The following is a 24,475-nucleotide window of genomic DNA, read 5'->3' as shown; positions in this document are numbered from 1 at the left end:
CCATGGCGCGGCCCAAGCTCGATCTGCCCGAGGCGGAGGATGTCGAAGCTCTGGTCGATGCCGAGGGCCGTCTTGCCGTGCGCGTGACTCCCGGTGCCAAGGGGGAGGGGCTGACCATCGAATCCGGGCGGCTTCTCGCCAAGGTCCGGGCCAAGCCCGAAGGGGGCAAGGCGAACGAGGCGGTGCGCGCGCTTCTGGCAAGCGCGCTGCGGGTGGCGCCCTCGCGGCTGGAATTGGTGCGCGGCGCAACTTCGCGCGAGAAGCAGTTTCGCTTGGAGCGCTAGACGGGACGTCCCGGCCTTACGACGTGACGGGGTTCTGCGGCGGGCGTACGGCCATGGCCGCGCACAGGTCGGCCAGAATCTCGCCCATGGCATCGGCGATGCGCTTGGGCTCGGGCGCGACATCGGCAATCGCGCGCTGCATGGCGCCTGCCCACTGGTCCGCGGCCGAAGCGGTGATGCGAAACGGCTTGTGAATGCTCATCATGCAGCGGTCCGGGTGCGCCTCGAACCAGTCGCGCGGGCCGCCCGCCCATCCGGCGAGGAACTGGGGCAGGGATTCGCGCATGGGTGAGAGATCGGCGGCATGCATCGCGCGCAGTTCGGCGTAGGCCGGGTCCTCGTCCATCAGATCGTAGAAGCGCTGGGCGATGGCCTCAAACACCGGCATGCCGCCCAGCATGTAGAAGGGCGTGCGCGGGGTCTCGGGCGCGGGAGCTTCGGCATTCGGAGCAGTAGCAGACACGGAGCGACATCCTTTGCAGGCAGCGTGCGGGATGGTGTGAGAGTACACGTGCAGGGCCAAGCCGAACTTGATGTTGGTCAATTGGAAAAAGTAAAGAGACAGGTCCGAGGGCCATCGCCCTCGGGCTCCCAATACCGTCTGGCTCACCTCTAGCCAGCTGCCTTGGCCGAGTGAGGTGAGGTCGCCGATTCCGGGGTCAAGGGGCAATGGCCCCTTGAAAAGGCACTTGCTTCTTCAGTCCCGTATCAAGGCTCTCAGAGATTCGATCCGGTCGGCCTCGTGTGCGGGCTTGTCCGAGCGGATGCGGTGGATGCGCGGAAAACGCATGGCGAGGCCCGACTTGTGGCGGGCGCTTGCGTGAACCGAGTCGAAGGCGACCTCGAAAACCAGCGACTTGTCGGTCTCGCGTACGGGTCCGAAGCGGTTGACCGTGTGCTGGCGCACGTGGCGGTCGAGCTCCTTCAGTTCGGCATCGGTGAAGCCGAAGTAGGCCTTGCCGACGGGCAGCAACTGGCCCTCACCGTCGGGATCGCCGTCCCAGCAACCGAAGGTGAAATCGGAATAGAACGAGGAGCGTTTGCCCGACCCGCGCTGGGCGTACATCAGCACGCAGTCGATCAGCAGGGGATCGCGCTTCCACTTGTACCACAGGCCGGTCTTGCGGCCCGCGACGTACGGGCTGTCGCGCCGTTTGAGCATGACGCCTTCGATGGCGGCGTCGCGGGCGTTCTCGCGCAGGGCGGCGAGTTCGGTAAAGCCGGGCACGTCGATCAGGCGCGAGAGGTCGAAGCGTTCCGGGTCGAGCCGGTGCAGCAGCGATTCCAGGGCCTCGCGGCGCCGCGCCCAAGGCAGGGGGCGCAGGTCCTCGCCATCAATCTGGAGGACATCGTAGAGCCGCACGAAGGCAGGCGCCTCCCGGAGCATCTTCTTCGAGACGGTCTTGCGCCCGAGCCGCTGTTGCAGCGCGTTGAAGCTGGCCGCGCCGCCCTCCTTGCCGCCTTGCGCCTCCCCGCGCACGAGCAGTTCGCCATCCAGGACACAAGGCACGTCGAGAGCGGCCGGGATCTCTGGGAAGCTCGCCGAAATATCGTCGCCCGAACGTGAGTAGAGCCGGCTTTCGCCTGTCCCGCTCTCGCCGGGGGCATGGACTGCCTGCACGCGGATACCGTCCCATTTCCATTCGGCCACGTAGGCGTCGAGGTCGAGGTCGTCGGCCTCGAAGGCATGGGCGAGCATGAAAGGGCGGAAGAGGGGCAGGTTCTCGGTGTCGGGCGGGGCCGCGCCGTGGGCGGCCCAGTCGAACAGGGCGGTATAGGGGGGCGATTGCCCGTGCCAGTGCTCCTCCACGTCCTCGATTCCCACATCGAAGGCTTGCGCGAAAGCGGTCTTGGCAAGGCGCGCGGAGATGCCGATGCGCATTGCGCCGGTAGCCAGCTTGAGGAGTGCATAGCGGCCTTCGGCATCGAGCCGGTCGAGCAGGGCGGGAAGTTCGCTTGCGACCGTGGAGCGTGTCATCGCGGCCAGTGCGTCGACGGCCTCGGCAACCGTCGGAGGCGGGCCAAGAACCTGCTCCGGTTCAGGCCAGAGCAGGCTGGCCGTTTCGGCGCTGTCACCCACGTAGTCACGGCTGAGAGTCCAGAGTTCGGGATCGACCCGTTCGCGCATCAGCGCGCGGATCGTACTGCCCTTGACCGCCGTAAAGTCGAGGCCGTCGGACAAGGCGGCCAGCGCATAGCCCCGGTCGGGATCGGGCGTGTCGCGCAGGTAGCGTGCGAGGGCGGCGATCTTGGCGTTGCGGCTGCGGGTATAGACCAGCGTGTCGAGGAGCGCGGCGAAGGCTTCCATGTCAGTCGTCGCCCCCTTCGTCCTCGTAGCCCACAAGGGCCAGCGCGCGGGCCTTCTTCTGGTGCAGTTCGCACCAGCGCAGCATGGCTTCCTCGCGGCCGTGGGTGATCCATGTTTCACGTGGAGCAACTTCGGTGACGGTGCGGGTGAGCTCGTCCCAGTCGGCATGGTCGGAGATGATGAGGGGCAGCTCCACGCCGCGCTGGCGGGCGCGCTGGCGCACCCGCATCCAGCCCGAGGCCATCGCGGTCCGCGGATCGGGCAGGCGACGGCTCCAGCGGTCGTTGAGAGCGGACGGCGGGGCGAGCACGGCATGGCCCGCCATGGCCTCCTTCGAGGGCGCCTCACTGACGAGGGACAAGGGGCCCAGATCGACGCCGAAATCCTCGTAAAGGCGGCACATCTTCTCCAGCGCGCCGTGGAGCCAGATGGTCTGGGCATGGCCCGCCTCGCGCAGTTCGGCGATCACCCGCTGCGCCTTGCCCAGCGCGTAGGCGCCTACCAGCACGCAGCGCTCCGGCTCCGCGGCCAGGGCATCGGTCAGCTTGGCAATCTCGTGCTGTGTGGGGGGATGGCGGAAGACCGGCAGACCGAAGGTTGCCTCGGTAATGAAGACATCGCAGGGCGTGACTTCAAAAGGCGGGCAGGTCGGATCGGCGCGCCGTTTGAAATCGCCGGTGACGAGAATCCGTTCGCCCGCGTGTTCAAGCAGGATCTGCGCCGAGCCAAGGACGTGTCCGGCCGGAATCCAGGTTGCCTTTACCCCGCCGGGAAGCGTGATCGTCTCGTGGTACGCCACCGGCACCGCGCCGTCCGAAGTTGCGTAGCGCAACTTCATGATCGCGAGAGTCTCGGGTGTGGCATAGGTCTGCCCATGGCCGCCGCGGGCGTGGTCGGCGTGGCCATGCGTGACCAGGGCCCGGTCGACCGCCCGTGCCGGGTCGATCCAGCAGTCGGCCGGAACGACGTGAATCCCCCAGGGTTCGGGGCGTATCCAGGAAAACGCGCGCGCCACTCGATCACAATGGAAGGCGCGCGCGCTTGTTCCCTTCAGGTCGGGATTCTCGGACATGGGAGAAGAGGAAGAACCTATCCAAGGGGCCATCGCCCCTTGACCCCCAAATGGGCGACGTCACCTTTCTCGGCCAAGGCGGTGCGAGAGAGGTGAGGTAGACAGTTTTGGGAGCCCGAGGGCGATGGCCCTCGGAAAACCTTGACTGCCTCCTTCTCAATCCACCGAACGCGCCACCCGGAAGCCCACGAAGGCCGAACGGGTCGCGTTGGTCATCACGCGGCTGGCCGAGCGCATCGAGCCCGGGTGCGGGCTGTGCGAGCCGCCACGGATCGGGTGCATTTCGCAGGCCGAGCCGTCCTTTGCGCCATCGGTCCAGGCGCTGCCGTCGCTGGGGGCGCCTTCGTAGGTGTCGTGCCAGCAGTCCTCGACCAGCTGGTAGAGATTGCCGATCATGTCGTAGAGGCCCCAGGCATTGGGCGCGAAGGTCGCGACAGGGGAGGGGCCGTAGTAGTCGTCATGGCACTGGGCCGTGATCCAGTCGCTGTCGCGTTGCTGCACGGTGATGTCCGCGCCGTTGGCGTAGGCGCACTGCAGGGTGATGTCATCGCCCCAGTAGCGCGAGGTCGTGGTGCCTGCACGGGTGGCGTATTCGAATTCGGCCTCGGTCGGCAGGCGATACTGCGTGCCCGTTTCCTGCGAGAGCCAGGAGACGTAAGCGCTGGCATCGTCGTAGTTGACGCAGGTGACCGGGTGCTGGTCGGACTGGGGGAAGCCGATCGACTGCCAGTCGGCGTCCTCGCGCATGCCGTACCTGGTGCCGAGGTATGCGTAGCAGCCCTTTGCGGTGTAACCGGTCGCCGCGACGAAGCGGGCGAACTGGCCGCGTGTCACCATGGTGGCAGCGATCTCGAAGGCGGGCACGCGCACTTCGTGCTGGGGCTTTTCGCGCGGCGCGAAATCATCGTCGACGGCAAGGCCGGTGTGGTGGGTGAGGGCCTGTTCGGCGTCGGTCTCGGCCTTGGTCGAGCCCATCAGGAATGTCCCGGCGGGAATCGCCACCATGTCGGCAGGGTCGCTTTCCCCGGCCAAGGCCGGCTGGGACAGGGCCGTGCCTGCAAGTGCAGTACCGGCGATCAGGATCTTGGAAATGTGCATGGTTCCCCCGTTGGTCGTGTGGGGGCAGGCTATGGGCATTGGGCGGGGGACGGCCCGAACGGGTGGGAGTGATCGCCTCGCGGATAGGCCCCGGCACGCAGAAGAGCCCGACCTCGCGGGAGGCCGGGCTCTTCGTGTTGCGTTGCGAACCGGGTAATCCCGGCCGGATCAGTCGTCCGAGCTGGCCTCGGGCTTGGGATCGGCCGAGGAGTCCGGATCGGTCGTCTTGGGCGGCACCTTCTTCGCGGCCGGCTTGCGCTTGCGGGTCTTGGAGACCTTGGGCGCGGACGGGGTCAGCTCGAAGTTGAGGCTGCTTGCGTCCTTCACCGTCACGTGGACCTCGCCGCCGTGGGCGAGCTTGCCGAAGAGCAGTTCCTCGGCGAGCGGCTGCTTGACCTTCTCCTGAATCACGCGGCCCATCGGACGCGCGCCGTAGAGGCGGTCATAGCCCTTGTCGCCCAGCCAGGCGCGGGCATCCGCGTCGAACTGGATGTGGACGTTCTGGTCCGCCAGCTGGAGTTCGAGCTGGAGGATGAACTTGTCGACGACGCGGCTGATGGTGTCCTTGGCGAGGTAGGCGAAGGGCACGATGGCATCGAGACGGTTGCGGAATTCGGGGGTGAAGAGGTTCTTGACCGCTTCCTCGCCCGCGTCCGCCTTCGAGATATCGCCAAAGCCGATGCCGTTGCGCGCCATGTCCGAAGCGCCCGCGTTGGTGGTCATGATGAGGACCACGTTGCGGAAGTCGACGGTCTTGCCGTGGTGGTCGGTCAGCTTGCCGTTGTCCATCACCTGCAGGAGGATGTTGAACAGGTCCGGGTGTGCCTTCTCGATTTCGTCGAGGAGGAGCACGCAGTGCGGCTGCTGGTCGATGGCATCGGTGAGGAGGCCACCCTGGTCGAAGCCGACATAGCCCGGAGGCGCACCGATCAGGCGCGAGACCGAATGGCGCTCCATGTACTCGGACATGTCGAAGCGCTGCATCGGAATGCCCATGATCGAGGCCAGCTGCTTGGCAACTTCGGTCTTGCCGACGCCGGTGGGGCCCGAGAACAGGAACGAGCCGATCGGCTTGTCCGGATCGCGCAGGCCCGCACGGCTGAGCTTCATCGCGGTCGAAAGGACGTCGATGGCCTTGTCCTGGCCGAAGACGACGCGCTTCAGGTCACGTTCGAGGTTCTCGAGCGCCTTCTTGTCGTCCTTCGACACCGACTTGGGCGGGATGCGCGCCATCGTCGCGATGACCTGCTCGATTTCACGCGCGCCGATCGTCTTCTTGCGGCGGCTGGGCGGGACGAGCATTTGCATAGCGCCCACCTCGTCGATCACGTCGATCGCCTTGTCGGGCAGCTTGCGGTCGTTGATGTAACGCGCCGAAAGCTCGACCGCGGTCTTGATCGCGTCGGGGGTGTACTTGACCTTGTGGTGGTCCTCGAAGGCCGAGCGCAGACCCTTGAGGATCTTGATCGTGTCTTCCACCGTGGGCTCGTTCACGTCGATCTTCTGGAACCGGCGCAGCAGGGCGCGGTCCTTCTCGAAGTGGTTGCGGAATTCCTTGTAGGTGGTCGAGCCGATGCAGCGGATCGTGCCGCCTGACAGCGCGGGCTTCAGGAGGTTGCTGGCATCCATCGCGCCGCCGCTGGTCGCGCCGGCACCGATCACGGTGTGGATCTCGTCGATGAAGAGGATCGCGTGGGGCATCTTCTCCAGTTCGGAGACGACTTGCTTCAGGCGTTCCTCGAAGTCGCCGCGGTAGCGCGTGCCCGCCAGCAGCGAGCCCATGTCGAGCGAATAGATCACCGCCTCGGAGAGGACCTCGGGGACCTCGTCCTCGACGATCTTGCGCGCCAGGCCTTCGGCGATGGCCGTCTTGCCCACGCCCGGATCGCCGACGTAGAGCGGGTTGTTCTTGGAGCGGCGGCACAGGATCTGGATCGTGCGGTCCACTTCCGGGCCGCGGCCGATCAGCGGGTCGACCTTGCCGTTCAGCGCCTTGTCGTTGAGGTTGACGCAGAACTGGTCGAGCGCGGAGTCCTTCTTGTTGGCGGACTTGGTTTCGGCCTTTTCCTCGGGCTGGGGCGCGGCGTCCTCGGTGCCCTTGGCGCTGCGGTCCTCGATGCGCTTGCCGCCCTTGCCGATGCCGTGGCTGATGTAGCTCACCGCGTCGAGACGGCTCATGTCCTGCTGCTGCAGGAAATAGACCGCATAGCTGTCACGCTCGGAGAACAGGGCGACCAGCACGTTGGCGCCGGTCACGGTGTCCTTGCCCGAGGACTGGACGTGGAGGATCGCGCGCTGGATCACGCGCTGGAACCCGGCCGTGGGCGAGGGGTCACCCTTGTCCTCGGTCTTGAGCGACTGGTATTCCTGGTCGAGGTACTGGCGTACCACATCGCCCAGGTCGCCGAGGTCCACGCCGCATGCCTGCATGACCTGCGCCGCGTCGGTGTCGTCGATCAGCGCGAGCAGCAGGTGCTCGAGCGTCGCGTATTCGTGGCTGCGCTCCGACGCATGGGACAGGGCCGAATGCAGGGTCTTTTCAAGGCTTTGGGCGAAACTGGGCATTTAGGACTCTTTCCAGTTGGAGGATAGCTCCTCTTGCGGGTGAAGGGTGATGGATCGTCGTTGCAAATTCAATATAGGCAGTCTCAGGACGCTTACGAGGTCGCGTTGTGCAACCGATCTTGATCCTGAGGCGGCATTCATGATTGCGGCCTGAATGGATCGGGCGGTGTGCCGGGACCGTCGCCCGCCGTTGCCGGGGGCGTTGCGGAGGCAGGGGATTTTCCAAAGAGCGCTTCGGCGGCGATACGATGCGAGGCCGCCTGTGCACGGTGCGCGGTGATCCGCGAAATCTCGTTTTCCAAGAGCGCTTTACGACCGTCGAGTTCATCAAGCGAGTAGCTGTCCAGACTCTCTTGGGAGAGGAGACTGGCCGCGCCGAACTTCTGTTCGGACGCCGGGGGGCGAGGTCGCTCGTCGTCGTCCATTGCCAGCAGCATCGGACCATGACGGGCCCGTGTCAATGCCTTCGAAAACTGTTCCCAAGGTCTATGGGAATGTGGCAACACGAAGCCCATGATTTCCCTTTTGCCCAAGACGATGACCGCGGTGGGATTCGAATCGCCCGGCGGTCCTGAAGTTCTCCAGAGCATGACCGTGCCCGTCCCCGAGGCGGTGCCCGGCGAGGTCCTCATCGAAGTCGCCTTTGCCGGGGTCAACCGGCCCGACGTGGTCCAGCGGCAGGGCAATTACCCCGCACCGCCGGGCGCTTCGCCGCTTCCCGGGCTCGAGGTTTCGGGTCGGATCGTGGCGCTGGGCGAGGGCGTGACCGACTGGGCCGTCGGCGATGCGGTCTGCGCGCTGGTGGGCGGGGGAGGCTATGCCACCTATTGCCTGGCGCGCGCCGACCACTGCCTGCCGGTGCCTGAGGGGCTGGCGATGGAGGAGGCCGCCGCGCTTCCCGAAACGCTGTTTACCGTGTGGCACAACGTCTTTGAACGCGGCCATGCCCGCGAGGGGGAGACGCTTCTCGTCCATGGCGGGACCAGCGGCATCGGGTCGATGGCGACGCGTCTGGGACGCCTGTTCGGCCTGACCGTGATCGTCACCTGCGGCTCGCCCGAGAAGTGCGCGCGGGCCAAGGAAATCGGGGCACACCATGCCATCGATTACAAGGCCAGCGACTTCGTCGAGGAGGTCAAGGCGATCACGCAGGGGCGCGGCGTTGATGTCGTGCTCGACATGGTCGCGGGTGATTACGTGCCGCGCAACCTCAAATGCCTCGCGATGGACGGGCGCCACGTCACCATTGCCATCCAGGGCGGGGCCAAAGCGCAGATCAACATGGGAATCGTGATGATGCGGCGCTACACTCTGACCGGCTCGACGCTGCGTGCGCGCTCGGACACGTTCAAGGCGCTGCTGACCCAGGAACTGCGGGCCCAGGTCTGGCCGCTGGTGGCTTCGGGCGAGCTGCGGCCCGTCATGGATCGCCGCTTCGCATTGGCTGAAGCCGCCGCAGCGCACCGCCACATGGAAGAGGGCGGGCACGTTGGAAAGATCGTCCTGGAGGTCTGAGGACCATCGGCCGGGATCTGCGGGCCAAGGACCCGAATCGGGAAAGGATGCGCCATGCGCGAAGAACTGGTTCTCCACGAGGATCCCCGTAGCGGCAATTGCTACAAGATTCGGCTGACCGCCGCCCTGCTGGGCCTGCCGCTACAGCGGATCGACTACGACATCCTGCGGGGCGAGACCCGAACGCCTGATTTTCTAAGCAAGATCAATGCCCATGGGCGCATTCCGGTTCTGCAGGTGGGCACGCGTTTCCTGCCCGAGAGCAACGCGGCCTGCTGGTATCTGGCCGACGGGGCCGAGGGCGCCGATGGGGTAGGGCTGATCCCCGAGGACCGTTTCGCGCGCGCGGAGATGCTGCGCTGGATGTTCTTTGAACAGTACAGCCACGAGCCCAACATCGCGACGCTGCGCTTCTGGCTGCTCTACGTAGGCGAAGCCAATCTGGCGCCCCAGCAGCGTGAGCAGATCTTGATGAAGCGCGCGGGCGGCGAGGAGGCCCTGCGCCAGATGAACGAGCATCTGGCCACGCGTGACTGGTTCGTGGGCGAGGCGGTCTCGCTCGCCGACATTATCCTGTTCGCCTATACCCATGTCGCCGAGGCGGGCGGTTTTCGGCTTTCCGATTACCCGGCGATCTGCGCCTGGCTGCACCGCGTCGCCGCTCTCCCGGGTTTCGTCGCCATGGACGCGCCCTGATCCTGGATGCCGGCGCGCCGCATGGCATGGCGTGCATAATGTGCAATCGGGTTTGAATACGGGGCTTTCCGTCCCTATCAAGTGGGCGTGAAAACCGACCCCCCGACACACCATGGGCGCCCGCGAACGGACCGGACGCAGGCTGGCCAGGCTGCCGATCCGGGCCTAGCCGCGACCTTGCGCCGGCGTGCGGGGCCCGGCACGCGTAGTTTCGCGATCGCAAGCCGGGTGCTGACGGGGGCGTGGAACGACGGGTTCATCCACGCCGGAAACCTCGCCTACATGACGCTGCTGGCGCTCTTTCCCTTCTTCATCTGCCTGGCCGCGATCTTCTCGGTGCTGGGCGAGGCCGGGCGGCTCGATGCCTCGATCGACACGGTGCTTCTGGCCATGCCCCCGCGCGTCTCCGAGGTTCTCGCCCCTGTCGCGCGCGACGTGGTGGCCGCGCGCCATGGCTGGCTGCTGTGGGTGGGCGGCCTGTTCGGCCTGTGGACCGCGACCAGCCTCATCGAGACGATCCGCGATATTCTCTACCGCGCCTACGGTAGCCCCAAGAGCCGGGCCTACTGGCACTATCGTCTCTATTCGACGGGACTCATCTTCGGCTCGGTGCTGCTTTTGCTCGTCTCGCTCTCCTCGCAGGTGCTCATCAGCGCGATGCAGGAGATCGTCGCGATCCTGTTCCCCCGGCTCGACGGGGTCCTTGACCGGATTCTCGTGACCCGCAGCGTCAGCGCGCTGACCCTGTTCGGCTCGATCTACGGGCTTATTTACCTTCTGACGCCGGGTCGCTATCAGGCGCGCGAATATCCCAAGTGGCCGGGTGCCGCGCTTGTCACCGGATGGTGGCTGCTCGTGGCCTGGGCGCTCCCGCGCGTTCTGCGCAACTTTTTCGTCTACGATCTCACCTATGGAAGCCTCGCCGGGGTGATGATCGCACTTTTCTTTTTCTGGCTGGTCGGCTTAGGGATGGTCGTCGGGGCGGAATTGAATGCAGCACTTGCGGAATCGCCCGAAGATCGAGACAGGGGCGATTCAGGCGCGCGCACCGATGGTGCACGCGACAACGAAACACGGGAAGACAACGAATGACCGGTCTGATGCAGGGTAAACGCGGCCTGATCATGGGCCTCGCCAATGACAAGTCGCTGGCCTGGGGTATTGCCAGGAAGCTGCACGAACAGGGCGCCGAGCTCGCCTTTTCCTACCAGGGCGATGCCCTGCTCAAGCGTGTGAAGCCGCTGGCCGAGAGCCTGGGCAGCGACTTCCTGATCGATTGCGACGTGTCGAGCATGGACGCGCTCGACACCGCCTTTGCCACGCTCGCCGAGCGCTGGGAGACCATCGACTTCGTGGTGCACGCCATCGGCTTCTCGGACAAGAGCGAGCTGCGGGGCCACTATTACGATACCAGCCTCGATAACTTCCTGATGACGATGAACATCTCGGCCTACAGCCTGGTCGCCGTCACCAAGCGCGCGATGCCGATGATGTCGGAAGGCGGCTCGATCCTGACGTTGACCTACTACGGCGCGGAAAAGGTCGTTCCGCACTACAACGTCATGGGTGTGGCCAAGGCCGCGCTCGAGACCTCGGTGCAGTATCTCGCCAACGATCTTGGCCCCAAGGGCATTCGCGTCAACGCGATTTCGGCCGGACCGGTCAAGACGCTGGCTGCGAGCGGCATCGGTGACTTCCGCTACATTCTCAAGTGGAACGAGCTGAACTCGCCGCTGCGCCGCAACACCACCATTGATGATGTGGGCGGCGCGGGCCTGTACCTGCTTTCGGACCTGTCCTCGGGCGTGACCGGTGAAGTTCACCACGTCGACTCGGGCTACCACCTGGTCGGCATGAAGCAGGAGGACGCGCCCGACATCGCGCTCAGCTAAGGCCGGTACCAAGCACACGAAAAAGGGGGCCGGAACGGCGATGTTCCGGCCCCTTTTTCGTGGCTTGAGATGTAGAAGAGATGATTCAAGGGGCCATCGGCCGCTTGACCCCGGAATCGGCGACCTCACGGTTCTCAGCCAAGGTGGCGGGCGAAAGGTGAGGTCGACAGTTTGGGGAGCCCGAGGGCGATGGCCCTCGGAAAACTTCCTTCCTTCTTACGGCTGCGGCGTTTCGCCGTCCTCGGCCTCTTCCTGCGCGCGCTGGCGGGCGAAGTAGGCTTCTTCGGCTTCCTCGACACGTTCCTGCTGCGCTTGCGCATCGGAATCGATGGTCGAGAGGCGCTTGGCGCGTTCCTCGGCGATCAGTTCGGAGAAGCGCACGTCGCTGCCGTTGTCGCGTTCCGAGGCGGCGCGGTTGATGAGCTGCTGGGTGCAGCCTTCCTGGCCGGCGGGGCCCACCGGCGAGCAGCTCAGCGTGCCGAACGCGCCGACCGTCTCGTAGGCCTCGACGCGGTTGGTCCAGGCTTGCGAGGTGGGGTTGTCGACACCGCGCAGCGGGGCGGGAATGCGGTAGCGCTCTTCCTCGGGCTTGCGCGCGCAGACGGTGATCTCGGCGTCGGAGGACTGCGGGCAGGGGTCCTCGCCATAGACGATGACCTGGTTCACGCGGTCGCCGCCTTCGTCCTGCGCGGCGGCGGGGACGGCGCCGAGGGAGAGCCCTGCGCCCAGGGTGGCAAGCGCTGCAGCGGCGGTCAGAAGGCGGGTCATCGTCTCGAACTCCAGTTTGCGGCGGATGGGCTCCGCCATTCTCGTTCTATACCCGGCAAGGACGGGGAACGACACCCCGACGGACGGGGCGAGTTCCATTCCTCTCTCCTGACCGGAAATGCAGGCGCGTTCAGATTCGTTCCGAGAGCTTGATCGCCGCGCGGCAACCCATGCGGATCGCGTTGAACAGGAGCGGATAGGCGGGGGCCTTCTCCGCGCCCGAGGCCAGCGCGGTATCGCGGTGCTCGCGCTCCTCGTCGCGGAACTGGCGGATTGCTGCGCCCAGTTCCGGGTCATCCTCGCCCAGTTCGTCGAGCTGTTCGGTGTAGTGCTTGTCGATCTCGGTCTCGATTGCGGCGGTGCAGGCCATGGCCGCTTCCGGACCGATCAGCGCGGTGCCAGCGCCCAGCGCAAAGCCCGCGACCTTCCAGACAGGCTGCAGGAGAGTCGGACGCACGCCGCGCTCGGCGATGAACGCGTCGAAGCGCTCGCGGTGCACCTCTTCCTGCTCGGCCATGTGCACGACTTCCTGCGAGAGCGCCGTGCGGTTGCCCATGACGGCCATCTGCCCGGCATAGATGCGTACCGCGCCATACTCGCCAGCCTGGTCCACGCGGATCATGCGGTCGCTCAGCGCTTCGCGGGCCAGCGCCCGGCGGGAGGGAGAAGTCATGTCGTTCAGGCCTTTCTGCCAAAGCCGATCAGGAAAAGGATGGCGAGCGCCGAGGCGGTCGAGATGAGGAAGTTCCAGCCCGCCATCGAGACGCCGAGGAAGCTGAACTGCACGACGTCGCAGCGGATCACGGGGGCGGCCATGATCGCATCGAGCGGGTTGCCACCGCCCGCTGCCGTCGTCGCGCAGGACGTCACGCCTTCCCACCAGCCCAGCTCGACCCCTGCGTGGAACGCGCCGATCAGGCCGGAGGTGAGGATCGCCAGCGCGGCCACGGCAACAAGCGGGCGGACCGGCGCGCGCGCGAAGGCGAGGGCGGCGAGGGCCAGCGCGAAGAAGTGCGGGTAACGCTGCCACCAGCACATCTCGCAAGGGTAGAGCCCGAAGACGTACTGGCTGATGTAGGCGCCCCCAAGCAGCCCTGCGGGCACGAGGAAGGCGAGGGCGCGTGCGGCGCGCACCGGGGCAGGGACGGGAACGCTCATGGCGCGAAGGTCTCAGTTCTTCTTGGGCTTGGAGGCGGCGGGCTTGGCCGCAGCTTCGGGAGTCTTGGTCGGAACCGGCTTGGCGGCGACGGCGGCCAGCGCGGCGGGCTTGCCTGCGGTGCGCTGGAGCGTCGAGATTGCGTAGTGCAGCTGGAAGTCCTCGATGCCCTGCTCCTCCAGTTCCTCGGGCGTCGCCGAGAAGCGCGGATCGGTGGTCTTGTCGCTCTCCAGATCCTTGTCCTCGAGCCCGGCCTCGTTGATGAGGTGGCCGCGAAGGTCGGACTCGCGCACCGCGCGCTCGGCGCGGCGGCGCGCGTCGGGGTCAGAGAGCTGGGGCACTTCGATGTCCGGCTCGATCCCGCCTTCCTGCACCGAGTGGCCCGAGGGCGTGTAGTAACGCGCCGTCGTCAGCTTGATCGCGCTCTCGCGGTCGAGCGGCAGGAAGGACTGCACCGAGCCCTTGCCGAAGGTGCGCTCGCCCATGACCACCGCGCGGTGCTGGTCCTGGAGGGCGCCCGCGACGATCTCAGAGGCCGAGGCCGAACCCGCATCGACGAGGACCGCGATGGGCAGGCCCTTCACGGCATCGCCCTTGAACATCGATTCGGCGCGGTAGTACTGGTTCTCGCTCGCCCGGCGGCCGCGCTGCGAGACGATCACGCCCTTCTCGAGGAAGATGTCGGAGAGCGCGATAGCCTCGTCGAGCGATCCGCCCGGATTGGAACGCAGATCCAGTACGAGGCCGACCAGCGGCCCGGTGCCGGTGGTCGCCGCCTGCTTCTTGAGATCGGCGATGCCCTTGGCGACGTCGTTGCCGACATCGCGCGAGAACTCGTTGACCGAGATGTAGCCCACGTTCTCCTTGAGCTCCCAGGTCACCGGCTCCAGTTCGATCACGCCGCGTGTCACGGTCACGTCGAAAGGCTCGTCGCGGCCCGGGCGGTAGACCGTGAGCGTGATCGAGCTCCCCGCAGGACCGCGCATCTTGGAGACCGCTTCGTCGAGGTCGCGCTCGTAATAGAGCACGCCGTCGAGGTGGGTGATGTAGTCGCCTGCCTTGAGGCCCGCCTTGTCGGCCGGGCTGCCCTTGAACGGCGAGATGATCTTGACCGCGCCGTCCTCTTCCACGACCGAGAGGCCGAGCCCGGAATAGTTGCCGTCGATCATCGTCTCGAGGCGCTGCAGCGAGGGGCCGTCAAGATAGTTGGAATGCGGGTCGAGGCTTGCCAACATGCCGTCGATCGCGCCCTTCAGCAGCTTGTCGTCATCGACCTGGTCGACGTAGTTGTCCTTGATCAGTGCGTAGATGTGAAACAGCTTGTCGAACTCGGGGTTCACCTGGCTGTCGAGCGCGGCAAGGCCGGATGTCGCGACGGGCACGGCGGCAACGGCCGAAACCAGCAGGGTGGCGCGCATCAGGGGTGCGAACTTCATCGGGCGTCTGCCTCTTCTTCGTGGCGGGGCCGTGGCCACCGCCGGTTTGTGGATGCACCCTACCGGGGGCGCTCCTCTCACGCAATTGCGCGTCCCTCCCATATAAACGCGTTTGCAGGCATTTGGAGGGGCAGGGCCGGGGAACCAAAGCTGCGCGCTTCGCATTGAACGAGGGACAACCCGGCGTTCATGGCAGGGACAGGATGAACACATCCTTGCGCATGGCCGATGGCAGGGAACGAGGACAATGGCCCTTCAGAAATACACGATGGTCTTTCCCGACGCAGCCGGAGGCCCCGGGCGGCGCAAGGCCTTCAAGGCGGTGAGTGTCTCGGATGCGTTTCTGCAGACCCGCAACGCCTCGCTCGAGCACGAGGTCGAGCTGTGGAAGGGACACTCGCGCATCTGCCGCCTGATGCCCGGGGGATGAGGTAGTCCGCCGTCAGAGTTCACGGATGAATTGCAGCGGGTTCACCGGCTCCCCGCCGCGCCGCAGTTCGACCATGACTTCAGGATCGCGCGGTCCTGCAATGCCCATCGGCGCACCTGCAACGAGCGTTTCACCCACCTCTACATCGAGCCGGGCCAGGCCCGTGACCAGCGAAATCCAGTCGCCGTCGTGCTCCAGGATGACAATGCGCCCGTGCCCCCGGTAGGGCCCGGCAAAGGCGACGCGTCCAGCGGCGGGCGCCACGATCTGCGCGTTGGGCCGTGTCGCAAGCGTGATGCCGCGCGCGCGAATTTCGCCCGGCGCATCTTCTCCGAACCCGGTGACGAGGCGGCCCATGACGGGCAGACTCCAGCTCGACAGGCCTTCGGGGGGCGGTACGAACTGCGAGGCGTCGATGACGCGCGGCGCATTGGGATCGGCGGGGCGCATGAGCGGACCGGGAAGGGCGGACAGCTCATCGCGCAGCCGTCCGCGCGAGTCCATTGCCGCGACCAGATCGCCGAGGTCATTCGCGCGTTCGGCAAGCGCGAGAGCGCGTCGGCTTTCACGCGCGGCGTTGCCACCGACTTCATGGCTCGCAAGGCGCTGGCGGGTTTCGAGCGCGGCCAGTTCCTTGCGCTTGGCCAGCATGTCCTTGTGGGCCTTGCGCAAGTTCGCTTCGGCGGCCTGGGCCTGCCGTTCAAGCTTGCGGCCTTCCTCGATCTCGCGCCGCAGCGCCACGGTGCGTTTCTCGACTTCGGGCAGCATCGTGTCGAACAGGGCGCGCATGTAGACCGCATCGCGCACCGATCCCGGGCGCAGCAACGCCAGCAGGGTGGGGCGGCGCGAGAGGCGCTGGAGCGCGCCGGTCAACCGGGCAAGCGGGCCCTGCCGCGTGGCGAGGCGCTCACGCAACTCCCGGCGCTGCGCGGTCACCAGCGCGACCTTGCCTTCCTGCACCGCGATCTCGGCCTCGTTTTCCTGGATGCGCGCGGCGAGCGCTGCGGCCTCGCGGGCCGTCTTCTCCACCGCTTCGGAGGCAGCGCGGGCCCGCTTTTCCAGCGCTTCGGCGCGCTTGCGCACTTCGGCGCCCTCGCGCTCGGCGGCACGGATTTCCTCCCGGGTCTTCGCGGCATCAAGCCTGGGCGCGGCGTCGGAGAAGGGATCCGTCTGCGACAGCGCATGGCCAGTGAGCAGGCCTGCGGCGGCGATGCCGGAGATCAGGAACAGGCGCAGCGTGCGGGTCATTCCCGATTTCCTAGGCCAGAGCGGGGCAGGGCGGAAGGGGGAGAGGCGGCCCAAGGGCTGACATTCTCAGGAAAATACCTATCTGCGCGCGCAGAAGCGGATAGAAGTGAAGACCAGACATGTTTGCCATCGGGTGCCTCATGCCCGCCGTCCTGTTCGTGGCCGGCGCCATCCTCGGAGCGATTCTCGGGGGCAACAGCGGGTCCATGTGGGGTGCAGGGATCGGATTCCTGGCAGGTTGCCTGATGCCCGTGGCGATGTTCCTGATGGCGAAGAGCCACGGGAATCGGAAAGGCAAATAGCCCCAAGGGCGATGAGTCACGAGATTATGGGGCCTGAAATATCAGGACGGAATCTGACAGGCAGAAGGATGAATCCGAGGGCCATCGCCCTCGGGCTCCCCGAACTGTCGGCCTCACCTTGCGCGCGCCACGTTGTTTGAGAATGGTGAGCTCGCCGATTCTGGGGTCAAGGGGCGATGGCCCCTTGAATCAAATCCCTGCCCTACCCTGAGCGGTGATAGGGATGCCCGGACAGGATCGCGGTTGCGCGAAAGAGCTGTTCGGCCAGCATCGCGCGGGCCATGAGGTGCGGCCAGGTCATCTTGCCAAAGCACAGCAGGTGGTCAGCCTTGGCGCGGGCTTCGTCGCCGTGGCCATCGGCCGCACCGATCAGGAAGCGGCATTCGCGCACCCCGTCGTCGCGCCAGCGGCCAAGGAGGGCGGCGAAGTCTTCGGAGGACATCGCCTTGCCGCGTTCATCAAGAAGGACCTCGCGCACGGGCGTCTGCACCGGTGCAGGGATCTTGCCGCCAACATCGGGCAGTTCGGTGTGCTTGAAGGGCCAGGTCAGGCGCTTGGCGTAGCGTTCGAGCAGTTCGGCCTCGGGCGACCGGGCGATCTTGCCGCGCGCGATGATGTGAAGGAGCATGGCGCGGGTTCTAGAGCGCCAAGGCGCCTGTGAACAGCCCTGCCCCGTGTGGGGAGGATGTGCCCTCGGTGGGCGTGCAAGCGCGCGGCACCGGAGGCGTAAAGGGCAGGTTGGCGCACGGGCGTGCGTCCACGCACCCTGCGGCAATCCCTTCGCGGTTGTCCGGCCCTGTCAGCGGGCCGGGTGATCGTCTTCGGCGTGGGCGGGCGGCCTCAGGCCGCGCCGGACGGTCCGTCAAAGCCCCACATGCGCTCCAGATTGTAGAACGTGCGCACTTCGGGACGGAACAGGTGGACAATCACGCCGCCGGCATCGACCAGCACCCAGTCGGCGGCCGGAAGGCCTTCGATGCGGGGGTTGCCGAAGCCGTTTGCTTTCAGTTTTTCGCCGAGTTTCTGCGCCATGGCGGCGACCTGGCGGGTCGAACGGCCAGACGCGATGACCATGAAGTCGGCGATGCTCGACTTGCCTTCAAGGTCGATCGTCACAAGATCCTGCGCCTGATCGTCGTCGAGCGACTGCAGGACTACGGCCAGAAGCGGATCGTCGTTGTCCGTCACGGCCGGGGGCGTTTCGCCGGTCGGCACCGGCTGTACATGTGCCTGTGGCATCTAGGGTTTTACTGCTCCTTTCAGGGGACCATGCAGGACCGGCGCAGACACCCCGAAAGGGTGGCCAGACTGGAAGCACGATCGGTTTTGCGGGTTTGGCCGGAAGATACGCGGGAAAGGCGGGGCGCCTTGCTCACGCAGCATCTCCACCAATGGGGCGGTGCGTGACGGCATCGCGCGAAAGCCTGTGGCCGGATTGGCCGTTCAGGGACTTCCGGGCCCAGTCCGGATCGGCCTTGCGGATATCCGTGGCCGACCGCGTATCGGGGTCGAATCGCAATGTCACCAGCGCGGGTGCGCTCCATCTCACCGGACGTCTGAGACTGGCAACGGGCGTCCGGTAGCGCCTGAACCAGGCCATCGCGGGGCTCGCGAAAGCAGGGCCATCATACCCCGGACGGGCGATAACCGCAATCGGCATGGTGCGCGCGATGCCGCGCCAGTCTTTCCACTTATGGAATTGCGCGAGGTTGTCGGCGCCCATGAGCCAGACGAAGCGCCGCTTGGGGTAGCGCCGCACGAGTGCGCGCAGCGTGTCGGCGGTGAAACGGGTGCCCAGTTCGCGCTCAATCGCGGTCGGGCGAATCCGCGCTCGGCGGCTCTCCGCGCGGGCCGAGGCGTAGCGCGCGGCGAGCGGCGCCATGCCCTTTGCAGGCTTGAGCGGATTGCCCGGCGAAACCAGCCACCAGACCTCGTCGAGGCCCAGGGCATCGTGCGCAAAAAGGCTGATGCGCCGGTGTCCGCCGTGCGCCGGATTGAAACTGCCGCCCAGAAGGCCGGTGAGGGGGCCTTGTCTCGTCATTGCCGTATCCGAATCACGAACGGGGTGCCTCGCCCGCCTTGGCGCCCTGGCGGTAGCCGCCCTGACGCTCGATCATCCAGCCCGGATAGATGGGGCTGCGCGGCATCGCTGAATCGAGCGTTGCCATCTCGTCGGCGGTGAGTTCGAGATCGCTTGCACCCAGGTTGTCGGCAAGCTGCTCGGACCGCTTGGCGCCCACGATCACGCTGGTGACGGCGGGCTTGGCGAGCAGCCAGGCGAGCGCGATCTGCGGCACGCTGCAGTCCTTGTCGGCGGCCATCGCCTGCATCGTCTCGATCACGTCGAAGGCACGCTCCTTGTCAACGGGGGGGAAATCAAAGCTGGTGCGCCGGCCGCTCTCGGCCTCGCCCGAACGGGTGTACTTACCCGAGAGGAAGCCCCCGGCAAGCGGGCTCCAGACCATCAGGCCCAAGCCTTCGCTCTCCAGCATCGGCGCGATCTCGTGCTCGAGGTCGCGTCCGGCGATGGAGTAATAGGCCTGGAGCGAGGCGAAGCGGTGGAGGCTGAGGCGCTCGGAGATGCCCAGCGCCTTGGCGATCTGCCAGGCCGCCCAGTTCGACACACCGATGTAGCGGGCCCGACCCGAACGCACGATGTCGTCGAGCGCGCGCAGGGCCTCATCGACCGGGGTCAGCGGGTCCCACCCGTGAATCTGGTAGAGGTCGACATGGTCGAGCCCCATGCGAGCCAGGCTCGCATCGATCTGGTCCATGAGGTGGTAGCGTGAGGCGCCGCGCTGGTTGACGCCTTCGCCCATGGGGCCCAGGGCCTTGGTTGCGATGACCACCTCGCTGCGCGAAATGCCCAGATCCTTCAGCGCCTTGCCGGTGACTTCCTCGGAGCGCCCCTCGGAATAGACGTTGGCCGTGTCGATGAAGTTGATGCCCGCATCGAGGGCCTGGCGCACAAGGCCGTTCACCGCGTCCTGCTGCAGCCCACCCATGACCGACCACATGCCCTCGCTCTCGCCGAAGGTCATCGTGCCCATGCACAGTTCCGAAACGAGCAGGCCGGTGCGGCCGAGGCGGTTGTACTTCATGGGAGCGGGCTCCTTGAACTCAGTTTGAGAAGGGGGGGCGGTTCGGACCTATAGGGTTGAGGCTTTGCGCAATCCGAAAGATGAATCCGAGGGCCATTGCCCTCGGGCTCCCCGAACGGTCTGTCTCACCTTACGCACGCCACCAAAGTCGAGAAAGGTGAGGTCGCCGATTCCGGGGTCAAGGGGTAATAACCCCTTGAAAAGGTCATTTCCTCTTCTGCCTTTCATGGCTCTTGCGGCTGAACTCATGGTCTTCAGATAGGAAAGCGGCCGCGAAGCTGCAAAGCTCGCGGCCGCTCGTACAGTCCGTTTCAGCGCCATGGGGCGCCCGGATCAGGGACGCGCCTGTCCGGTTCCGCGCACCTGCCACTTGTAGGTGGTGAGGCCTTCCAGGGCGACCGGGCCGCGCGCGTGAAGGCGGCCCGTGGCGATGCCGATCTCGGCGCCAAGGCCAAACTCGCCGCCGTCGGCGAACTGGCTCGAGGCGTTGACCATGACGATCGCACTGTCGACTTCGGCAAGGAAGCGTTCGGCGGCTTCGTCATCCTTGGTGATGATGACGTCGGTGTGGCCCGAGGAGTGTGCGGCGATGTGGTCGAGCGCGGCGTCGAGGCCGTCCACCACCGCGACCGAGGCGATGGCGTCGAGGTATTCGGTATCCCAGTCAGCCTCGTCGGCCGAGAGAATGCGCGAGTCGAGCGAGCGGGCGCGGGCATCGCCGCGCAGTTCGCAGCCCGCCTCGATCAGCGCCGAGACAACCTCGGCCGAACCGGGGAACTGCGCGTCGAGCAGCAGCGTCTCCATCGCGCCGCAGATGCCCGTACGGCGCATCTTGGCGTTGACGGCCACCTCCTTGGCGACCTTGGGGTCGGCGGCGGAGTGGATGTAGGTGTGGTTGATCCCGTCGAGGTGCGCGAGCACGGGCACGCGGGCGTCCGACTGCACACGCGAGACGAGACTCTTGCCCCCGCGCGGGACGATCATGTCGATGAGCCCGGCCGCTGTCAGCATAGCGCCCACGACCGCGCGGTCCTGGGTCGGCACGAGCTGGATCGCGGCGGCGGGAATACCCGCTTCCTCCAGGCCTTTGGCAAAGGCAGCGCGGATCGCGTGGTTGGAATGCACCGCCTCGCTGCCGCCGCGCAGTAGCGCGGCATTGCCCGAGCGCAGGCACAGCGCGGCCGCGTCTGCGGTCACGTTCGGGCGGCTCTCGTAAATGATGCCGATGAGGCCGATGGGGATGCGCACGCGGCTCATCTTGAGGCCATTCGGGCGGCTCGTTTCCTCGATGACCGAGCCAACCGGATCGGGCAGCGAGGCGACCTGGTCGACCGCATCGGCGATGCCGGCCAGACGCTCGGCGTCGAGGCGCAGGCGGTCGAGCATGGCGCCCGAGAGGCCCTTTTCTTCGCCTGCGGCGATGTCCTTGGCGTTGGCTTCGAGAATTGCGGCTTCATCCGCGCGCAGCGCCTTGGCGGCGGCGCGCAGGGCCTCGGCCTTCTGCGCATCGCTCATGCGGGCGAGCACGCGCTGGGCGGCGCGGCCGTCGGCGGCAATGCGGGCGACGAGGGCTTCGGGGGTTTCGACAGCGTTGCTGTCGGCGGAAAGAGTTTCAACTGTCATAGGGTGCGGCCTACCATCTGTATTGCAGTGTGTCACGGTCGCGCCCGGCAAGCAGGGGGCTCGACTGGCCCACCTACGCCGGTTTTTCTGCGTTCACCTAGGGTTTGTACGAAGTGTACATTCATGAACGTGCAATCTTGAGCGCATTACTCAAACAAGGACTGGGGGCGCAAATGGTTCCCTCGGTTCATCGCTTTCGATGAACGGTTCACCCTGAAATGCGCATGGTGCGGGGCGGCTCGATTCGCCTTGTTAACCCTCCCCTGCTAGCCGGTCTGCCGGGGACTGGTAATAAGCCACAGCGTGGGGTCGTTTTGAAGCTTACATCTGTCAGGGCGCTATGGTCGCGCCTGCGGGCAGGCTTCCCGGATCGCGAATTTATCATGCGTTCTCAGGGGCATGTCCATTTCATCCGGATTTCGTCGCGGACCCAGATGGTTGCCGCGGGCGCCGCTGGTGCGCTTGCCACCGTCTGGCTCGGGTCGATGGGGGCCGTCGCGATCGAGCGCATGAGCGCGTCGTCGCAAGAGGCCGAACTGCTCAGCCGCGAGGCCCGGGTCGCCCGCGCCGAGGACCGCGTCGAGAACTACCGCGATGGCATCGACGAGGTCGCATCCGATCTCGCCCGCCGCCAGAAGTTCATCGAACAGATGGTCGAGGCCCACATCGGTGACCTCCCGCGCGACACGAAGGCCGGTGAAACCGTCTCCAACAGCGACGCGGAAGCCAAGCGCACGATCGAGAAGGTCAGCGCGGCCGTTCCCGAGGCGAGCGAACTGGCCCGACTCGAAGCGCGCCAGATCGCCTTTGTCGAGAATCTTACCCGCTACGCCGACCGCCGCGCCGAAAGCGCGAGCGCGGCGATCCGCAAGCTGGGTCTCAATCCCAAGACCATGGTGGCCAATGCCCCGGCAAGCCGCGCCTCGGCCCGTGGTGGTCCGCTGATGAAGCTCGCGACCCGCGCGGATGGTTCGGTCGATCCGCGCTTCCAGCGCCTGGGTGTCAGCCTCGCGCGGATGGATGCGCTGGAAAATGGCCTTGCCTCGATCCCGCAGGTCAAGCCGGCATCGGTCGCCTATGTCTCGTCGAGCTACGGCTACCGCTCGGACCCGTTCACGGGCGGCGCGGCTTTCCACGCCGGGCTCGACTTTCCCGGGCCGATGGGCTCGCCGATCTACGCGGCAGCCAAGGGCAAGGTGACCTTCGTCGGGCGCCGCCACGGCTATGGCAACTGCATCGAGGTGCGTCACGGCAATGGCCTGATGACCCGCTATGCGCACCTTTCGCGTTTCAAGTCCAAGGTGGGCGACAAGGTGGAAGCCGGCTCGACCATCGCCCTGATGGGCAGCACCGGCCGTTCCACCGGCTCGCACCTCCACTTCGAAGTGCGCCTCCACGGCAAGCCGGTCAATCCACGTCCCTTCCTCGAGGCCTCCGCCCATGTTCAAAAGCAGTAAGGCCGATCCCATGCCCAAGCCCGTTGCCACTTCGCGTTCGAGCGGCTCTGCGACCTTTTCCGTGCTCGGCAGCGACACGCTCATCACCGGGGACATCGAGGCGAGCGCCGATCTGCACATCGATGGCCGGGTGACCGGCGACATCACCTGCGCTGCGTTGGTGCAGGGCGTGGAGAGCGAGATCACCGGCGCGATCAAGGCGGACAGCGTGCGCATTTCGGGCACTGTGCGCGGCACTGTCGCTGCGCGCGAGATCGTCATTCTCGCCTCGGGCAAGATCGAGGGCGATGTGGCTTACGACACGCTCACGGTCGAACAGGGCGCGCGCATCGAGGGACGACTGTCCCCCAACGGTGGCGGTATGCCGCCTGCGATCGGAGTCGTGGCGGATGACGTAAAGGACGCCGTTCCGGCGTGAAGTAAGTTCCGAGGGCCATCGCCCTCGGGCTCCCAAAACTGTCTAGCTCACGCCCCGCGCGCTGCCTTGGCTGAGAAGTGCGAGGTCGCCCATTTTGGGGTCAAGGGGCGATGGCCCCTTGAATCAATCCCTTCTTTCCTTGTCTTACCAACGAAAAAGGCCCGCACTTTCGTACGGGCCTTTTTCGTATGCATGTGTGCGGGGGACGGGCTTATTCGCCGCGTTCCTCGGCTTCGGCAGCGCGCTTGGCCTGGAGCCAGGCGGCGGCTTCGGCTTCCTGCGCGGCCTCGTTAGCGGCCTTGGCGGCGGCGTCACGTTCGGCGCGCAGCTCCTCGATGAGGGCCTGGCGGTCATCGACGAGGCGTTCGTCGGTCGCGCCTTCGTTCTCGATACCGGCCTTCTTGGCGGCCTTGAAGACCATCGCGTCCAGCTCGCGCTGCGAGCACAGGCCCAGCGTGACCGGGTCCTTGGGCGTGATGTTGGCGATGTTCCAGTGCGAACGGTCACGAATTGCCGCGATGGTGTTGCGGGTCGTGCCGATCAGCTTGCCGACCTGCGCGTCCGAGACCTCGGGGTGGTTGCGCAGGATCCAGGCGATGCCGTCGGGCTTGTCCTGGCGCTTGGACACCGGCGTATAGCGCGGGCCCTTGGTGCGGCTGACGGTCACCGGTGCGCGGTGCATGCGCAGACGGTATTCCGGATTCGCCTGACCCTTCTCGATCTCTTCCATCGTCAGCTCGCCCGCGCGCACGGGGTCGCGGCCGGTGTACTTGGCCGAGGCCAGATCGTCGGCCATGGCCTGGACTTCAAGCATGTGCAGACCGCAGAAATCCGCGATCTGTTCAAACGAGAGCGCCGTGTTGTCGACCAGCCACGAGGCGGTCGCGTGCGGCATCAGCGGAGTGGGCTGGCTCATGTCTCTATCTCCGGCGGAAACAATAAGGGCCGCCCCTTCGCGGAGCGGCCGTACCGGCCCGACTTAGGTGAGTTTTGCGCGTTGGGCAAGGACTAGCGCCCGATTTGCGCGGAAAATCGGTGCCGGAGGGTCCGGATCGGAGCGTGCTGAGCCCATCTCCCTCGTGTGGGAGACGGACACGAAGACGAGC

Annotated in this window: 25 protein-coding genes; 8 read left to right on the top strand and 17 right to left on the bottom strand. The window is 66.2% G+C overall.

Annotation, left to right across the window (positions count from 1 at the left end):
• Nucleotides 1-2: 2 nt before the first annotated feature.
• Entirely contained in the window at nt 3-284 is a 282-nt protein-coding gene (locus tag MTR65_RS06640; RefSeq protein WP_243798373.1) for a DUF167 domain-containing protein, read from the top strand.
• A 16-nt stretch (nt 285-300) separates the two neighbouring features.
• On the opposite strand, the gene MTR65_RS06635 is transcribed toward MTR65_RS06640, so the two are convergent.
• The 6 genes from MTR65_RS06635 to MTR65_RS20235 form a co-directional block, all read right to left on the bottom strand.
• The gene (locus tag MTR65_RS06635; protein WP_052322344.1) at nt 301-684 is read right to left on the bottom strand and encodes a group II truncated hemoglobin; all 384 of its coding nucleotides are present in this window, start codon (nt 682-684) and stop codon (nt 301-303) included.
• Nucleotides 685-981: 297 nt separating this feature from the next.
• The gene (locus MTR65_RS06630) at nt 982-2,592 is read right to left on the bottom strand and encodes a cisplatin damage response ATP-dependent DNA ligase (protein ID WP_243798371.1); all 1,611 of its coding nucleotides are present in this window, start codon (nt 2,590-2,592) and stop codon (nt 982-984) included.
• 1 nt (nt 2,593) lies between these two features.
• On the bottom strand, nt 2,594-3,664 hold the full coding sequence (locus tag MTR65_RS06625) for a ligase-associated DNA damage response exonuclease (RefSeq protein WP_268739282.1): 1,071 nt from the start codon (nt 3,662-3,664) through the stop codon (nt 2,594-2,596).
• Nucleotides 3,665-3,820: 156 nt separating this feature from the next.
• Nucleotides 3,821-4,762, bottom strand: coding sequence for a formylglycine-generating enzyme family protein (locus tag MTR65_RS06620; protein ID WP_243798368.1), 942 nt, complete (start codon nt 4,760-4,762; stop codon nt 3,821-3,823).
• Nucleotides 4,763-4,930: 168 nt separating this feature from the next.
• The gene (gene clpA, locus MTR65_RS06615; protein ID WP_243798366.1) at nt 4,931-7,327 is read right to left on the bottom strand and encodes an ATP-dependent Clp protease ATP-binding subunit ClpA; all 2,397 of its coding nucleotides are present in this window, start codon (nt 7,325-7,327) and stop codon (nt 4,931-4,933) included.
• Nucleotides 7,328-7,464: 137 nt separating this feature from the next.
• Nucleotides 7,465-7,842 (bottom strand): DUF1192 domain-containing protein, encoded by a 378-nt coding sequence (locus MTR65_RS20235; protein ID WP_327194321.1) that lies wholly within the window; start codon nt 7,840-7,842, stop codon nt 7,465-7,467.
• On the opposite strand from MTR65_RS20235, the gene MTR65_RS06605 reads away from it, so the two are divergent.
• The 4 genes from MTR65_RS06605 (at nt 7,841) to fabI (ending at nt 11,430) form a co-directional block, all read left to right on the top strand.
• Nucleotides 7,841-8,842 carry an NAD(P)H-quinone oxidoreductase gene (locus MTR65_RS06605; protein WP_243798363.1) on the top strand — a complete coding sequence of 334 codons (1,002 nt, stop codon included), beginning with the start codon at nt 7,841-7,843 and terminating at the stop codon, nt 8,840-8,842. The two genes, MTR65_RS20235 and MTR65_RS06605, sit on opposite strands and share 2 nt — an antisense overlap.
• Before the next feature lie 54 nt (nt 8,843-8,896).
• Nucleotides 8,897-9,538: a glutathione S-transferase family protein gene (locus MTR65_RS06600; RefSeq protein WP_243798360.1), complete on the top strand. Its 642-nt coding sequence runs from the start codon at nt 8,897-8,899 to the stop codon at nt 9,536-9,538.
• A gap of 87 nt (nt 9,539-9,625) precedes the next feature.
• Nucleotides 9,626-10,630, top strand: a complete 1,005-nt coding sequence (locus tag MTR65_RS06595; RefSeq protein ID WP_327194320.1) for a YihY/virulence factor BrkB family protein — start codon at nt 9,626-9,628, stop codon at nt 10,628-10,630.
• Nucleotides 10,627-11,430 carry an enoyl-ACP reductase FabI gene (gene fabI / locus MTR65_RS06590; protein WP_039389971.1) on the top strand — a complete coding sequence of 268 codons (804 nt, stop codon included), beginning with the start codon at nt 10,627-10,629 and terminating at the stop codon, nt 11,428-11,430. Before MTR65_RS06595 ends, fabI begins: the two co-directional genes overlap by 4 nt.
• A gap of 216 nt (nt 11,431-11,646) precedes the next feature.
• On the opposite strand, the gene MTR65_RS06585 is transcribed toward fabI, so the two are convergent.
• From MTR65_RS06585 to MTR65_RS06570, 4 genes are all read right to left on the bottom strand, one after another.
• The gene (locus tag MTR65_RS06585) at nt 11,647-12,198 is read right to left on the bottom strand and encodes a hypothetical protein (protein ID WP_243798463.1); all 552 of its coding nucleotides are present in this window, start codon (nt 12,196-12,198) and stop codon (nt 11,647-11,649) included.
• Between the two features lie 130 nt (nt 12,199-12,328).
• The gene (locus tag MTR65_RS06580; RefSeq protein ID WP_243798357.1) at nt 12,329-12,871 is read right to left on the bottom strand and encodes a demethoxyubiquinone hydroxylase family protein; all 543 of its coding nucleotides are present in this window, start codon (nt 12,869-12,871) and stop codon (nt 12,329-12,331) included.
• A gap of 5 nt (nt 12,872-12,876) precedes the next feature.
• Nucleotides 12,877-13,356, bottom strand: coding sequence for a disulfide bond formation protein B (locus MTR65_RS06575; RefSeq protein WP_226638072.1), 480 nt, complete (start codon nt 13,354-13,356; stop codon nt 12,877-12,879).
• A 12-nt stretch (nt 13,357-13,368) separates the two neighbouring features.
• Nucleotides 13,369-14,790 (bottom strand): S41 family peptidase, encoded by a 1,422-nt coding sequence (locus MTR65_RS06570; protein ID WP_243798355.1) that lies wholly within the window; start codon nt 14,788-14,790, stop codon nt 13,369-13,371.
• A 247-nt stretch (nt 14,791-15,037) separates the two neighbouring features.
• Between MTR65_RS06570 and MTR65_RS06565 the strand changes: the two genes are divergently transcribed.
• Nucleotides 15,038-15,220 (top strand): hypothetical protein, encoded by a 183-nt coding sequence (locus MTR65_RS06565; protein WP_039389976.1) that lies wholly within the window; start codon nt 15,038-15,040, stop codon nt 15,218-15,220.
• Between the two features lie 12 nt (nt 15,221-15,232).
• Here MTR65_RS06565 and MTR65_RS06560 read toward each other — a convergent pair whose 3' ends face one another.
• The 6 genes from MTR65_RS06560 to MTR65_RS06535 all read right to left on the bottom strand — a co-directional run bounded on the left by MTR65_RS06560 (nt 15,233) and on the right by MTR65_RS06535 (nt 21,494).
• Nucleotides 15,233-16,468 carry a murein hydrolase activator EnvC family protein gene (locus tag MTR65_RS06560; RefSeq protein ID WP_243798353.1) on the bottom strand — a complete coding sequence of 412 codons (1,236 nt, stop codon included), beginning with the start codon at nt 16,466-16,468 and terminating at the stop codon, nt 15,233-15,235.
• A 504-nt stretch (nt 16,469-16,972) separates the two neighbouring features.
• Nucleotides 16,973-17,398: a 23S rRNA (pseudouridine(1915)-N(3))-methyltransferase RlmH gene (locus MTR65_RS06555; protein WP_243798351.1), complete on the bottom strand. Its 426-nt coding sequence runs from the start codon at nt 17,396-17,398 to the stop codon at nt 16,973-16,975.
• Between the two features lie 212 nt (nt 17,399-17,610).
• Nucleotides 17,611-18,009: a ribosome silencing factor gene (rsfS, locus tag MTR65_RS06550; RefSeq protein ID WP_199904354.1), complete on the bottom strand. Its 399-nt coding sequence runs from the start codon at nt 18,007-18,009 to the stop codon at nt 17,611-17,613.
• Between the two features lie 133 nt (nt 18,010-18,142).
• Entirely contained in the window at nt 18,143-18,811 is a 669-nt protein-coding gene (locus tag MTR65_RS06545; protein WP_243798349.1) for a nicotinate-nucleotide adenylyltransferase, read from the bottom strand.
• A 13-nt stretch (nt 18,812-18,824) separates the two neighbouring features.
• Nucleotides 18,825-19,871 carry an aldo/keto reductase gene (locus MTR65_RS06540; RefSeq protein WP_243798346.1) on the bottom strand — a complete coding sequence of 349 codons (1,047 nt, stop codon included), beginning with the start codon at nt 19,869-19,871 and terminating at the stop codon, nt 18,825-18,827.
• A gap of 333 nt (nt 19,872-20,204) precedes the next feature.
• On the bottom strand, nt 20,205-21,494 hold the full coding sequence (locus MTR65_RS06535) for a glutamate-5-semialdehyde dehydrogenase (protein WP_243798344.1): 1,290 nt from the start codon (nt 21,492-21,494) through the stop codon (nt 20,205-20,207).
• A gap of 383 nt (nt 21,495-21,877) precedes the next feature.
• Here MTR65_RS06535 and MTR65_RS06530 point away from each other — a divergent pair, with 383 nt between their 5' ends.
• On the top strand, nt 21,878-22,951 hold the full coding sequence (locus MTR65_RS06530; RefSeq protein ID WP_243798341.1) for a peptidoglycan DD-metalloendopeptidase family protein: 1,074 nt from the start codon (nt 21,878-21,880) through the stop codon (nt 22,949-22,951).
• Nucleotides 22,952-22,961: 10 nt separating this feature from the next.
• A complete protein-coding gene (locus MTR65_RS06525; RefSeq protein ID WP_243798460.1) occupies nt 22,962-23,369 on the top strand; it encodes a bactofilin family protein in 408 nt (135 codons plus the stop codon).
• A 211-nt stretch (nt 23,370-23,580) separates the two neighbouring features.
• Here the strand turns inward: MTR65_RS06525 and MTR65_RS06520 are convergent, their stop codons facing one another.
• Nucleotides 23,581-24,285, bottom strand: a complete 705-nt coding sequence (locus MTR65_RS06520; protein ID WP_039389995.1) for a DUF1013 domain-containing protein — start codon at nt 24,283-24,285, stop codon at nt 23,581-23,583.
• Nucleotides 24,286-24,475 lie beyond the last annotated feature (190 nt).

The organism is Novosphingobium mangrovi, assembly GCF_022818885.1.
GTDB classification, from domain to species: domain Bacteria; phylum Pseudomonadota; class Alphaproteobacteria; order Sphingomonadales; family Sphingomonadaceae; genus Novosphingobium; species Novosphingobium mangrovi.
The sequence above is the reverse complement of the archived record's forward strand: the minus strand, read 5'-3'. Positions and strand labels throughout refer to the sequence as shown.